Genomic DNA, 12,721 nt, shown 5'->3' with positions numbered 1-12,721 from the left:
CGCAAAAATGCGCCAACAATTCTTGATTCCGTCACTCATTCTGAGCGGGCTTATTCTATCCGCATGCGAAAAAGAATCTGCCGAAGAGCGGGTTGAACGCACGTTTCAGGAAGTGAACGTCATTGACGAAACCAACCTGAACGACGTTCTTCTGAACGCCTCAGATCCCAACGAAGCGGTGACCTATTTTCAGGGTGCCGCCGCCAAGAACCCCAACCGGATCGATCTGCAGCGTGGACTGGCCGTTTCACTGGGTCGGGCAAAACGTACCACCGAAGCAAGCGCTGCCTGGAAACGGGTAACGACCATGAAGGGAACCAACAGCTCAGACAAAGTCGAATATGCGGACGCTTTGGTTCGAAATGGCGATTGGGCGCAGGCCAAATCTGTGTTGGATTCAGTTCCCCCGACCTATGAAACCTTCAAGCGCTATCGTCTTGAGGCTGTTGTGGCCGATTCCAGAAAAGAATGGAAACGCGCTGATCATTTCTATGAAACAGCCATGGGTCTGACGACTCGTCCTGGCAGCGTCATGAACAACTGGGGCTATTCTAAACTGACCCGCGGCCAGTATGCGGAAGCAGAGCGCCTGTTTTCCGATGCCGTTCGGCAGGATAGTTCGTTGTTTACAGCAAAGAATAATCTGGTTCTTGCCCGCTCGGCACAGGGAAACTACAGCCTGCCTGTTGTGCCCATGTCGCAGATCGAACGCGCACAATTGTTGAACACGATGGGCATTTCAGCTGTCAAACAGGGCGACATCAATACCGCGAAAAACCTGTTCCGCGAGGCGATCTCGACTCATCCGCAGCATTTTGACGAAGCGGTCAGATCTCTGCGCGCGCTTGAGAGTTCCACCTAAATGGAAATTCCTGTTCGCGCGGCGATCTGGTTCTTGCCGTTCATCCTACCGATCTGCCTGTATGTCGCCTTTACCGACATGCGCGATATGAAAATCAAGAACCATGCGGTTGTGGCTCTGGCTTTTGTCTATGTGGTTGTTGGGTTGATTGCCCTGCCCCCTTGGTCTACCGGCACAATCAGCGGCTCGCTAGGCCCCTTCCCGGTCGCCTTTTCCCCATATATCTGGCAGTTGCTGCATCTGCCCATTGTGCTGCTTGCGGGCATTCTTTTGAACGCCATCGGTGCTTTCGGTGCGGGTGATGCCAAGTTTCTGGCCGCGGCAGCACCCTTCGTCTGGATACAAGACCTGGGCGTTCTGATCGCGATTTTATTGGCAACAGTGCTGGGCGCCGTTGCCACTCACCGGCTGGCCCGCCACACCAGATTGCGCACCATCGCCCCTCATTGGGAAAGCTGGGATCGCGGTAAGAAGTTCCCGATGGGCCTTGCTCTGGCCGGGGCTTTGGTCATGTATCTGATTTTGGGTACTGTTTACGGTTCGTAAACTATCATCTGTGCGCCATGTCGCTGCCTTGGTCCCGCCACAAAGCTGAGCCAGATTTCCCACAAGTGGCCCCTTTGGGGGCATGTGTGTGATTTCAGGATAGACGAGCGCCGCGCATGAATATGCAAACCTCCGCCGTGATGGCCCCTCCTGCGCCTAAGGGATTGGGCGAAATGCAGCTTCCGCTGGTGATGATGCGGGACATCCTGCTGAAAACAGTCTTTCGCAAGAATGCCAGCACCGTGTCCGAAGTGGCCGAGGCGATCTGCCTGCCCGGCGCTGTCACACAGGAACTAATCGACATCGCGCGCGAGCAGAAACTGCTGGAAGCCACGGGCACCCTGAACGCGAACAGCGGCAAAGAGATGGGGTACCAGCTGACCGACGCAGGCAAGGCCCGTGCGCTGGATGCACTGAGTCAGTCGGAGTATTTCGGCGCGATGCCCGTGCCGCTTGATGTGTACCGCGAGCAGGTCAAACGCCAGTCGATCCGCAACATTCAGGTTACGCGTGAGCAATTGGTCGGTGCAATGGGCCATCTGGTCCTACCCGACAGCCTGTTGGACCATCTTGGTCCGGCGGTCAGTGCGGGCCGCTCGATCCTGATGTATGGCCCTCCGGGCAATGGTAAATCCTCGATCTCGAACGGTATCCGCGATGCATTGGGCGACAATGTCTATGTGCCCTATGCCATCGAATATGCCGGTCAGGTAATCACCGTCTATGACCCGATCGTGCACACCGCGATCGAGCAGGAAGCCGACGACCCCAACAGTCTGCGCCGCCGCAAGCGGTTCGACTCGCGCTATGTGCAATGCGAACGCCCTACTGTTGTAACGGGTGGTGAATTATCGCTCAGCATGCTGGATTTGGTCTACAACCCCACAGCGCGGACCTATCAGGCCCCGCTGCAGTTGAAATCGACCGGTGGCATCTTCATCGTGGACGACCTTGGCCGTCAGGCAGAACCGCCACAGGCGCTGGTCAACCGCTGGATTGTTCCGCTGGAAGAAAACAAAGATATCCTTGGCCTGCAATCGGGTGAGAAATTCGAGGTTCCGTTTGACACGCTGGTCATCTTCTCGACCAACTTCCACCCGAACGAGATTTTCGACCAAGCGGCCCTGCGCCGGATCTTCTTCAAGATCAAAATTGATGGCCCGAACCAAGAGAACTTCCTGAAAATCTTCGCCATGGTGGCCCGCAAACGCGGCATGCCACTGGATGAGGCCGCTCTGGTTCACCTGTTGAAGGTCAAATACCCGACCATCGACAATATCTATGCGAACTATCAGCCGATCTTCCTGATCGATCAGATGATTTCGATCTGCGAATTCGAGGGCATCCCCTATCAGATGAGCCCCGACCTGATTGACCGCGCCTGGGCCAACATGTTCGTCAAGGACGAGAAAATCGTCAAATAACGCCGTGCCATTCCGGCACGAGGGCGGTTAATCTGCACCTATGACGCAGATTCCCGCCCGGATCGCCGATTGGTTTTCGGCCAAAGGCTGGTCCATCCACCCCCATCAGCAAGACATGTTCGACCGGGCGCGTGATCCGGCGACGCTGCTGATCGCCCCAACCGGGGGCGGCAAGACAATGGCCGGGTTTTTGCCGTCTCTGGCTGAGCTGGCCGTAGGCGCACATAGCGGGTTGCACACGATCTATGTCTCACCGCTGAAAGCCTTGGCGGCGGACATAAAACGCAACCTGCGTTCCCCGGTCGACGAGATCGGCCTGCCTATCCGTATCGAAGATCGCACCGGCGACACCTCGGCCACGCAGAAGAAACGCCAGCGTGCGGACCCACCGCATATTCTGCTAACGACGCCGGAAAGCCTAGCCTTGCTAACCTCATATGAGGATGCGCCGCGCATGTTTGATGGGGTGCAGCGTGTGATCGTCGATGAAATCCACGCCCTCGCCGAAAGCAAGCGCGGAGATCAGTTGATGCTGGCACTGGCGCGGTTGCAGAGCCTGTGCCCGGAACTACGTCGCGTCGGCCTGTCGGCGACGGTCGAAGACCCGGAAGGGATCGCCCGCTTTCTGGCACGACACCCAGACCCCTGCCGGATCATACAGGCCGATCCCGGCCCCGACCCCGACATCGCGATGCTGGAAACCGACGAAATGCCCCCCTGGTCCGGTGGTGGGGCGGCCTATGCGATCCCGGCTGTTCTGGATCAAATCCGCCAACACAAAACAACCCTGATCTTTCACAATACCCGCGCGCAAGCGGAAATTTTCTTTCACAATCTGTGGCTTGCCAACGATGAGGGCCTGCCCATCGGCATCCATCACGGCAGTCTGGACCGACAACAGCGCGAAAGGGTTGAGGCCGCCATGGTCCGGGGCGACCTGCGCGCCATTGTCTGCACCGGCTCTCTGGATTTGGGAATCGATTGGGGCGATGTTGATCTGGTGATCCAGATCGGTGCGCCCAAAAACGTCAAGCGGCTGGTGCAGCGGATCGGACGGGCGAACCATCGCTACAATGCACCGTCCAAGGCGCTTCTGGTGCCCGCCAACCGGTTCGAAGTGGTGGAATGCATCGCCGCGCTAGAGGCTGCGAAGGCGCATGAACTGGACGGCGACCCGCGCGGCGCAGGGCCCCGCGATGTGCTGTGCCAACACATCCTGATTGCGGCCGCCGCGGGCCCATTCGATGCGGATACGCTGTTCACGGAAATGACGTCCGCCGGGCCGTTTTCCGATCTGACCCGCCCGGAATTCGACGCCTGTCTGGATTTCTGCGCCACCGGGGGCTACGCCCTGCGCGCCTATGACCGCTGGCAGCGGCTGCTACAGCGCCCTGATGGGTTGTGGCAGTTGCGCGACCCCCGCGCCGCTGCACGTATCCGCATGAACCTTGGCACCATTCAGGATACCGATACGCTCAAGGTTCGGCTGAGGCGTAACAGGGGTGGCAAACCTTTGGGCGAGGTTGAAGAGGCGTTTGCAGCCTCACTCACTCCCGGCGATACTTTTCTGATCGGCGGTCAGATCGTGCGCTATGAGGGGCTGCGTGAGATGGTGGTCGAGGTCAGCCGTCGTGCTGATAAGAAACCCAAAATTGCCACCTTCGCAGGGACGAAATTTGCTACCTCCACCCAACTGAGCGACCGCATCCTGCGCATGTTCGCACAACCCGATTGGCCTCAGTTGCCTCGTCACACTGCAGACTGGTTGGCCTTGCAGAGGGACATATCCCGACTGCCCCAACGTGATCGCCTGTTGATTGAGAGCTTTCCAAGCGACGGACGAGAGCACCTATGCGTTTACGGCTTCGCTGGACGCAATGCCCAGCAGACTTTGGGCTTGCTGATCACCAAGCGCATGGAAGAAACCGGGTTTGCGCCCTTGGGTTTTGTTGCAACGGATTACGCAACTTTGATCTGGGGCTTGGATGCGGTGACCGATCCCAGCCCTCTTTTCCAACTCGACGCTTTGCGACAGGGATTGGACACATGGTTGGCTGGCAATGCCGTTATGAAACGCACCTTTCGTGCCTCGGCCACAATCGCCGGCCTGATCGAACGCAACACCGGCGGGCAACGCAAAAGCGGACGGCAGGCCACGTTTTCGTCAGATATCCTCTACAACACGCTATTGAAATACGACCCCGACCATTTGCTGATGCAGATCACCCGAGAGGAGGCTATGCGCGGGCTGGTTGATTTTGGACGTATCGAGGCAATGGTCGCACGGATCGGAGATCGGATTGATCTGCTGCGGCTTGACCGTATCACACCGTTGGCTGCGCCTCTGTTTCTGGAGGTTGGAAAGATCCCGGTCAAAGGCGCGGCCGAGGAACGGTTGCTTGCAGAAGAAAGCGCACGGCTGCTGGAAGCTGCCGGGCTGAACCAGCTGTAACCCCTTGCGCATTGAACAGAAACAGGCAAAGAACGTATCATGAACGGCTTGGATTTTCTGTTTTGCGGTCAGGCGCTGCGTGCCCTTCCCTCTGGCGCACTTTGGTGGGCCGATCAGCGGATGCTGTGTGTCTCGGACCTGCATCTGGGCAAGTCCGAGCGGCTGGCACGGCGCAGCGGATTGACCCTGCCCCCCTATGACGGCCGCGAAACGCTGGATCGGCTTTCGGCTGATCTGGATGCGTCAGGTGCTGAAACAGTTTTGTGCCTGGGCGACAGCTTCGATGACCTTGATGCCTCAAACGCCTTGGCAGCGTCCGAGAAACTGCAGATCACCAGGCTGCAGGCCGGTCGGAAATGGATCTGGATAGAAGGCAACCACGATCCCGGCCCTATCGAACTGGGCGGCACGCATCTGGCGGAATGGGTCAAAGGCCCTCTGGTGTTTCGCCATATCGCCGAGGCAAATGCCAAGGGCGAAGTCTCTGGGCATTTTCACCCAAAGGCGCGCCTATCGATCCGGGGTAGATCAATCTCTCGCCCGGCGTTCTTGGTGGATCAAAATCGGCTTATTCTGCCAGCCTATGGCACCTACACAGGCGGATTACGCAGTTCCGAGCACGTTCTGTCGGACCTGATGCAGAGCGACGCTATGGCCATATTGACCGGGCCAAACCCGCAGATGATCCCGATGCCGCGCACGGCCTAGATCAGCCCGTCTTCTTCCAGCATCGGCTTATATTTGCGGCTGACCGGTACCAGATCACCATTGACCAAGCGTAGGAAGGTTTTACTGCCGGTCTTTTCAACGCCCGCAATGGATGCATCTGTGACCCAGTGTGAGCGGTGAGAGCAGTGGCCCGGAACAGGCTCCATCTCGGCAATAGCGTCTGTAAAACGTGATCTGATCGAAAACACGCCTTCTGAGGTAACAACATCCACGTTGTGATCCCGGACTGTCAGTCGGTAGATCTGACCCTCAAACCCTTCAGGCAAGCGTTTTGACAAGCGCGGCAATTCCGGCGGCTTGGCCCCCCCCATGCTATCGGCATGAAGATCACCGCGACGCACAAGCACAAGGCCTGTGGCAAACAGCACGCCATACGCTGCAACCGATTTAACCTCGGGCACCATCTTTCCGGTATATGTAAACAGACCCCAAGCCAGCAGCCACAACAGCGGTGTTAGAAACACCAGGATCACCGCCGCGAAAGCCAAATCGCGCAGCGGCAGTTTCAATAGTATCAGCTTGTCTCGCAAAAGCACCCGGGTTGCCCAGATCGCGCCCAACGCGATTGCCATAACTCCGACCCAAAACAACAGGCGCAATCCATAGGGAACATCAGCATCCATGAAGGGGGGGAAGGCATATGACAGTAACGGAAGAAAAATGAACGCGGCGCACATGCGCTGAGGGGTAAGGGCCGTTTTGAGTTCACTGACTTCGGTATTCATACTTATCTTCAGATGCACCGCGCCAAATCAACATCAGACATATTGGCAAAGATGCAGACTAACTTAGTAACCATCTGGAAAATAATATTTATCACGATTTACTTCACAAGGAAAGCTTTTCAAAAAAATACCGCGCCCGTGGTCATGCGGGCGCGGTAAATCGTATCTTAAGCTAGCTGATTCTGGTTCAGTTCCAGAACGCAGAATTATGCGGTAAGGCCTTCGGGTTCGGGCAGACTATTTGCACGGCAGCATGCCGTCAGCGTGTTGGCCAGCAGGCAGGAGATCGTCATGGGCCCTACGCCACCGGGAACTGGGGTGATTGCACCTGCACGCTCGGCCGCGCTCGCATAATCCACATCGCCAACCAGCTTATTCTTGCCATCGCGTTCGATCCTGTTGATGCCAACGTCGATCACGGTGGCACCTTCCTTGATCCAATCGCCCGGCACCATTTCAGGGCGGCCAACGGCGGCCACAACGATGTCGGCGCATCGCACGACATCGGGTAGATCCTTGGTGCGGCTGTGCGCGATGGTCACGGTACAGCTGTCGCCCAGCAGCAGCTGTGCCATCGGCTTGCCAACGATGTTCGACCGCCCGATCACAACCGCATCCATACCGGACAGCGAGCCATGGTGGTCGCGCAGCATCATCAGGCATCCCAGCGGGGTGCACGGCACCATCGACTTCTGGCCGGTGCCCAGCAGACCCACATTCGAGATATGGAACCCATCCACATCCTTGGCCGGATCAATCGAATTGATCACGAGGTCTTCGTTCAGATGCTTGGGCAGCGGCAACTGCACCAGAATGCCATGCACAGCCGGATCGGTGTTCAGCTTGTCGATCAGCGCCAGCAGGTCGTCTTCGGATGTGTCGGCGTCCAGCTTGTGCTCGTACGAGTTCATGCCGACCTCAACGGTCTGCTTTCCTTTCGAACGCACATAGACCTGACTCGCCGGGTCTTCGCCCACCAACACCACGGCCAGACCGGGTGTGATGCCGTTTTCTTCCTTCAGCTTTGCAACTTGATCAGCCACCTGCGCGCGTACTTTTGCTGCAAAGGCTTTACCGTCGATAACCTGGGCTACCATTCTTCAATCCCCTCTTCCAAAACGGATCAGGCGCACAAGGCGCCTGTTTGGTCAGTCAGCGCCGATCACGCGTTCTTCGCGGGCAATCGACCAATCAATCAAAATGCGCCAAAGCTTTTCAGCAAGATCGGGGTCCATGCCCAATTCATCCGAGCTCTTGCGCACACGCTGCACCACCTCTTCGACGCGATCCGGGATACGGGCGGGCAGCCCCTCGCCGGGTTTCAGCTGAGACGCACGGTCAATATAGCCTGCGCGCGTTACCAACAATTCGATCAATTGGCGGTCCAGCTTGTCGATCTGAGGCCGCAATTCCTGCATCGAGCGACAGTCTTGCGGCGGTATCAGAGTGGGCATGTTTCTCTCCTCATGGCCCGGGGGTATCCCCAGACCACGAGATGTATCATTCAGGCGCTTAGAACAAGCCCTCGATCTCACCTGCGTCGTTAAGGCAGATGGTCTCGGCCGCAGGTTTGCGCGGCAGGCCAGGCATGGTCATGATCTCGCCGCAGACTACCACAATGAAACCTGCACCAGCCGACAGACGAACCTCGCGCACCGGAACCGAATGGCCGGTGGGCGCGCCGCGCAGGGTTGGGTCGGTCGAGAAGGAATACTGAGTCTTGGCCATGCAGACCGGCAGGTTGCCATAACCTGCGGCTTCCCATTCCTTCAGCTGGTTGCGGATCTTGTTGTCAGCCAGCACCTCGTCTGCGCGATAGATGCGCTTGGCGATGGTTTCGACTTTCTCGAACAGAGGCATATCGTCGGGGTAGATCGGCGCGAAATTCGCGCTGCCACCTTCAACGATTTCGACAACTTTCTCAGCCAGAGGCGCCGAGCCTTCCGAGCCCAGTTCCCAGTGACGCGACAGAACCGCCTCAACGCCATGCTCGGCGCAGTAGCTCTTGACCGCTTCAACTTCGGCGTCGGTGTCGGTGACAAAATGGTTGATGGCGACAACAACCGGTACGCCAAAGGACTTCACGTTCTCGATGTGACGGCCGAGGTTGGCACAGCCAGACTGAACCGCATCCACGTTCTCGGCGCCCAGATCGGCTTTGGCAACGCCGCCGTTCATCTTCATCGCGCGCACGGTGGCAACCAGAACCACAGCCGACGGAGCGATGCCCGCCTTGCGGCACTTGATGTTCATGAACTTTTCGGCACCCAGATCGGCACCAAAGCCCGCTTCGGTCACGACATAGTCAGCAACTTTCAGAGCAGTTTTGGTCGCGATGACCGAGTTACAGCCGTGTGCAATGTTTGCAAACGGGCCGCCATGCACAAAGGCCGGGTTGTTTTCCAGCGTCTGTACTAGGTTCGGCTGCATTGCGTCTTTCAGCAGAACGGTCATTGCGCCTTCGGCCTTGATGTCGCGGCAGTAGACCGGGGTTTTATCGCGGCGGTAAGCCACGATGATGTCGCCCAGACGCTTTTCCAGGTCTTTCAGGTCGTTCGCCAGGCAAAGGATCGCCATAACTTCGGACGCAACGGTGATGTCAAAGCCTGCTTCACGCGGGAAGCCGTTCGACACGCCACCCAGCGAAGCAGTGATCTGACGCAGCGCACGGTCGTTCATGTCGACCACGCGACGCCATGCAACGCGACGGATGTCGATATCGCACTCGTTGCCCCAATAGATATGGTTGTCAATCATCGCCGACAGCAGCGAATGGGCCGAGGTGATGGCGTGGAAGTCACCCGTAAAGTGCAGGTTCATCTCTTCCATCGGAACGACCTGAGCGTAGCCGCCACCTGCAGCGCCGCCCTTCATCCCAAAGTTCGGGCCAAGCGAGGCTTCGCGGATACAGATCATCGCGTTCTTGCCAATGCGGTTCAGACCGTCACCCAGACCGACCGTGGTGGTGGTCTTGCCCTCACCCGCCGGGGTCGGGTTGATCGCAGTGACCAGGATCAGCTTGCCGTCTTCACGGCCCTGCACCGAGTTGATGAAGTCTTGGCTGACTTTGGCTTTGTCGTGGCCGTAAGGCAGAAGATCCGCAGAGTCGATGCCTATCTTGGCACCGATTTCCTGGATCGGCTTCTTGTTCGCTTCGCGCGCGATTTCGATGTCGGATTTGTAGCTCATTGGGCAGGGTCCCTGATTGAATGCCGTGCAAATACGGCGCGGCGCGCCGATGCTGAGCAACCCATACCGTTGTGTACAAATCCAGTGGCTATGGATTCCGACATATTCATGCCGCGAAACGGCGTTAGATCGACTTCACCGTTTCTAATCGGAAACCCTGGCCACCTATGGCGCCCAAATCGGTTGATCGGGAACAAACAGTTTCATCCTGTCGCCAATGCGTAACTCACCGGGCCGCTCGACCCAGGCAGTCACCCCGCGACGCCCTTTCGCAGCAGGCTTGAACCCTGCCCCGTGGCCGGCGTGCTCCGCTTCAATCTCACGCCCCGGCAAGATGCAGGGGGCGTTCTCCATATCGACTGTGAGCGTTACATCACCGTCGCCCTTTAGCCGGGACGAAGGTGGAATATGCGAAAAGTCAGGGATTCCCTTGAGGACAATCGAAGCGCCCAGATAAGACGGATCCAACTGATCAAGCCTCATCTCGGCGGCGATCTCGTCCAGTTCTTCAACAGACAAAATCGACAGCTGACGCACATTTCGGATTTTAGTCCCCTTTGGATAAAGGTTTCCAACCCGAACACAGGATGCGCGATTGAGCCCTTCATGGCGCTCACCCTGAACACCCTCAAATTCAAGCCTCAGCGCTTCGACGGCCTGTGCACGCAAAGATGCCCCTGCAGGGACATACCCTAACCAGAGCACCTCGGCTGAATACTCTGTTTCGCGCAAAAACGGCATGGGCTATCCTTCTCTATCGTGCCACGCGCGCATAATGCGCATGCGTGCAGCGATGGAAAGAAAAAACCCGGAGGCGGGCTCCGGGTTTTCTGTTTATGCGGTTGGTTCAGGCTCCATCCCACCTTCGGGTGGAGATTTCTTGGCTTTGGTCTTGGGGATCGCCGTAACGCTCGGCGCGCTGCCCTCATCCGGCTTATCGCCCTCGTCGTCGCTTTCGCTGGGCGGCTCGCCATTCATGACGCGCTTGATCTCGTCCCCGGTTAGGGTTTCGTATTCCAGCAGACCCTGGGCCAGACGCTCCCACGCCTCGTTCTTGTCGGTCAGGATTTTGTAAGCGTGCTCATATCCCTGCTGGATCAGACGCTTCACTTCTTCCTCGATCAGCTCTTTGGTATGCGCGGACACCGAGAATCCGGCTGTATTGCCCGAGTACCCCTCATGCGCTTCGGCATAGTCAATATTGCCGACCTTGTCGGACATACCCCAACGCATCACCATCGCGCGTGCTAGCTGACTGGCCTGCATGATGTCGCCCGCGGGGCCGTTCGAGACATGGTCTTCACCGTATTTGATGACCTCGGCAGCTTTACCGGCCATAGTCATCGCCAGCTTTTGTTCACATTCATCCCGGTGATAGTTCAGACGGTCCATTTCCGGCAGCGAAACAACCATACCCAGCGCACCACCGCGCGGTATAATCGTCGCCTTGTAGACCGGATCGCACAAAGGCAATTCCAGGCCGACGACGGCGTGACCGGCCTCGTGATACGCGGTCTTTTCCTTCTGGTCCTGGGTCAGCACCATCGAGCGGCGCTCGGCCCCCATCATCACCTTGTCTTTGGCGTTCTCGAAATCCTCCATGGTGACAAAGCGACGACCCACGCGAGCGGCCATCAAAGCGGCCTCGTTCACAAGGTTTGCCAGATCGGCACCTGAGAATCCCGGAGTACCACGTGCAATGATGCGCAGATCAACATCGGGACCCAGAGGTGTCTTACGCGCATGCACGCCCAAGATCTTTTCGCGGCCTTTGATGTCGGGGTTCCCAACAGTAACGTTCCGGTCGAAACGGCCCGGACGCAGCAGCGCGGGGTCCAGCACGTCCTTACGGTTAGTCGCGGCCAGAATGATCACACCTTCATTGGCCTCGAACCCGTCCATCTCGACCAGCAATTGGTTTAGCGTCTGTTCGCGTTCGTCGTTACCACCGCCATAACCGGCACCACGATGGCGGCCCACAGCGTCGATCTCGTCAATGAACACAATACAGGGCGCGTTCTTCTTCGCCTGTTCGAACATGTCACGGACACGAGATGCACCGACACCCACGAACATCTCAACGAAGTCAGAGCCCGAGATAGTGAAGAACGGCACGCCCGCCTCACCCGCAATCGCACGGGCCAGCAGCGTTTTACCAGTACCCGGAGGGCCAACCAGAAGAGCGCCCTTCGGGATCTTACCGCCGAGGCGCGAGAACTTCTGCGGGTTGCGCAGGAATTCAACGATCTCTTCCAGCTCTTCCTTGGCCTCGTCAATGCCTGCGACGTCGTCAAACGTCACGCGGCCATGCTTTTCGGTCAGCATCTTGGCCTTGGACTTGCCAAAGCCCATCGCGCCGCCTTTGCCACCGCCTTGCATTCGATTCATGAAATAGACCCAGACACCGATCAGCAGAAGGAAGGGCAGCAGCGTGATCAGGAACGATTGAAAGCCCGACTGCTGTTGTTTCTCAGCGCGCACCGGGATGTTCTCGTCAATCAGCAGCTTGGTGACCTCGGCATCGCCGGGTTTGATCGTCACGTAGGTTCCGCCGGTTTCGGTGGTGTAGCGGATCTGCTCACCATCCAGTGTTACGTTCTTGACTTCACCGTTCTGTACGGCGCTGACAAAGTCGGAGTAGGTGCGTTCATTGCTCTGAAGTGTTCCGCCCGGTCCGCTGAACAAATTGAACAGTGCAAGGATCAGCAAGAACAGAACGACCCAGAAGGCGATATTGCGAGCGTTGCCCAAGGAAATTCTCCCAAAAGATTTCGGCAAACGGGTATTTGCCGGG

General features: G+C 57.6%; 11 protein-coding genes. 5 read left to right on the top strand and 6 right to left on the bottom strand.

Annotated features, from left to right (window positions below):
* The first annotated feature begins 7 nt into the window (after positions 1-7).
* The 5 genes from ACR0KG_RS05155 to pdeM all read left to right on the top strand — a co-directional run bounded on the left by ACR0KG_RS05155 (position 8) and on the right by pdeM (position 5,992).
* Positions 8-862, top strand: coding sequence for a tetratricopeptide repeat protein (locus ACR0KG_RS05155; RefSeq protein ID WP_170531013.1), 855 nt, complete (start codon positions 8-10; stop codon positions 860-862).
* The gene (locus tag ACR0KG_RS05150; RefSeq protein WP_480546444.1) at positions 863-1,408 is read left to right on the top strand and encodes a prepilin peptidase; all 546 of its coding nucleotides are present in this window, start codon (positions 863-865) and stop codon (positions 1,406-1,408) included.
* Positions 1,409-1,524: 116 nt separating this feature from the next.
* Positions 1,525-2,832 (top strand): ATPase, encoded by a 1,308-nt coding sequence (locus ACR0KG_RS05145; protein WP_480546442.1) that lies wholly within the window; start codon positions 1,525-1,527, stop codon positions 2,830-2,832.
* A 40-nt stretch (positions 2,833-2,872) separates the two neighbouring features.
* Positions 2,873-5,284 (top strand): ligase-associated DNA damage response DEXH box helicase, encoded by a 2,412-nt coding sequence (locus ACR0KG_RS05140; protein WP_480546440.1) that lies wholly within the window; start codon positions 2,873-2,875, stop codon positions 5,282-5,284.
* A 39-nt stretch (positions 5,285-5,323) separates the two neighbouring features.
* Positions 5,324-5,992 (top strand): ligase-associated DNA damage response endonuclease PdeM, encoded by a 669-nt coding sequence (gene pdeM, locus ACR0KG_RS05135; RefSeq protein WP_480542029.1) that lies wholly within the window; start codon positions 5,324-5,326, stop codon positions 5,990-5,992.
* Here the strand turns inward: pdeM and ACR0KG_RS05130 are convergent.
* The 6 genes from ACR0KG_RS05130 to ftsH all read right to left on the bottom strand — a co-directional run bounded on the left by ACR0KG_RS05130 (position 5,989) and on the right by ftsH (position 12,678).
* Positions 5,989-6,738 (bottom strand): LytTR family DNA-binding domain-containing protein, encoded by a 750-nt coding sequence (locus ACR0KG_RS05130; protein WP_480546439.1) that lies wholly within the window; start codon positions 6,736-6,738, stop codon positions 5,989-5,991. The genes pdeM and ACR0KG_RS05130 overlap by 4 nt on opposite strands.
* 206 nt (positions 6,739-6,944) lie before the next feature.
* The gene (folD, locus tag ACR0KG_RS05125; protein ID WP_480546437.1) at positions 6,945-7,835 is read right to left on the bottom strand and encodes a bifunctional methylenetetrahydrofolate dehydrogenase/methenyltetrahydrofolate cyclohydrolase FolD; all 891 of its coding nucleotides are present in this window, start codon (positions 7,833-7,835) and stop codon (positions 6,945-6,947) included.
* A 51-nt stretch (positions 7,836-7,886) separates the two neighbouring features.
* Entirely contained in the window at positions 7,887-8,192 is a 306-nt protein-coding gene (locus ACR0KG_RS05120) for a chorismate mutase (protein ID WP_480542022.1), read from the bottom strand.
* A gap of 58 nt (positions 8,193-8,250) precedes the next feature.
* Positions 8,251-9,927 carry a formate--tetrahydrofolate ligase gene (locus tag ACR0KG_RS05115; protein WP_170531029.1) on the bottom strand — a complete coding sequence of 559 codons (1,677 nt, stop codon included), beginning with the start codon at positions 9,925-9,927 and terminating at the stop codon, positions 8,251-8,253.
* Positions 9,928-10,092: 165 nt separating this feature from the next.
* On the bottom strand, positions 10,093-10,668 hold the full coding sequence (locus tag ACR0KG_RS05110) for an MOSC domain-containing protein (protein ID WP_480826675.1): 576 nt from the start codon (positions 10,666-10,668) through the stop codon (positions 10,093-10,095).
* Between the two features lie 93 nt (positions 10,669-10,761).
* Entirely contained in the window at positions 10,762-12,678 is a 1,917-nt protein-coding gene (ftsH, locus tag ACR0KG_RS05105; protein WP_353012480.1) for an ATP-dependent zinc metalloprotease FtsH, read from the bottom strand.
* Positions 12,679-12,721: the final 43 nt, after the last annotated feature.

It is taken from the genome of Ruegeria sp. H4, from assembly GCF_056533065.1.
The sequence above is the reverse complement of the archived record's forward strand: the minus strand, read 5'-3'. Positions and strand labels throughout refer to the sequence as shown.

Bases quoted from the DNA above. Each gene is read 5' to 3' on its own strand.
- folD (WP_480546437.1), bottom strand. From the start codon at position 7,835: ATGGTAGCCCAGGTTATCGACGGTAAAGCCTTTGCAGCAAAAGTACGC.
- ACR0KG_RS05115 (WP_170531029.1), bottom strand. From the start codon at position 9,927: ATGAGCTACAAATCCGACATCGAAATCGCGCGCGAAGCGAACAAGAAG.
- ACR0KG_RS05120 (WP_480542022.1), bottom strand. From the start codon at position 8,192: ATGCCCACTCTGATACCGCCGCAAGACTGTCGCTCGATGCAGGAATTG.
- ACR0KG_RS05145 (WP_480546442.1), top strand. From the start codon at position 1,525: ATGAATATGCAAACCTCCGCCGTGATGGCCCCTCCTGCGCCTAAGGGA.
- ACR0KG_RS05150 (WP_480546444.1), top strand. From the start codon at position 863: ATGGAAATTCCTGTTCGCGCGGCGATCTGGTTCTTGCCGTTCATCCTA.
- ACR0KG_RS05110 (WP_480826675.1), bottom strand. From the start codon at position 10,668: ATGCCGTTTTTGCGCGAAACAGAGTATTCAGCCGAGGTGCTCTGGTTA.
- ACR0KG_RS05155 (WP_170531013.1), top strand. From the start codon at position 8: ATGCGCCAACAATTCTTGATTCCGTCACTCATTCTGAGCGGGCTTATT.
- pdeM (WP_480542029.1), top strand. From the start codon at position 5,324: ATGAACGGCTTGGATTTTCTGTTTTGCGGTCAGGCGCTGCGTGCCCTT.
- ACR0KG_RS05140 (WP_480546440.1), top strand. From the start codon at position 2,873: ATGACGCAGATTCCCGCCCGGATCGCCGATTGGTTTTCGGCCAAAGGC.
- ACR0KG_RS05130 (WP_480546439.1), bottom strand. From the start codon at position 6,738: ATGAATACCGAAGTCAGTGAACTCAAAACGGCCCTTACCCCTCAGCGC.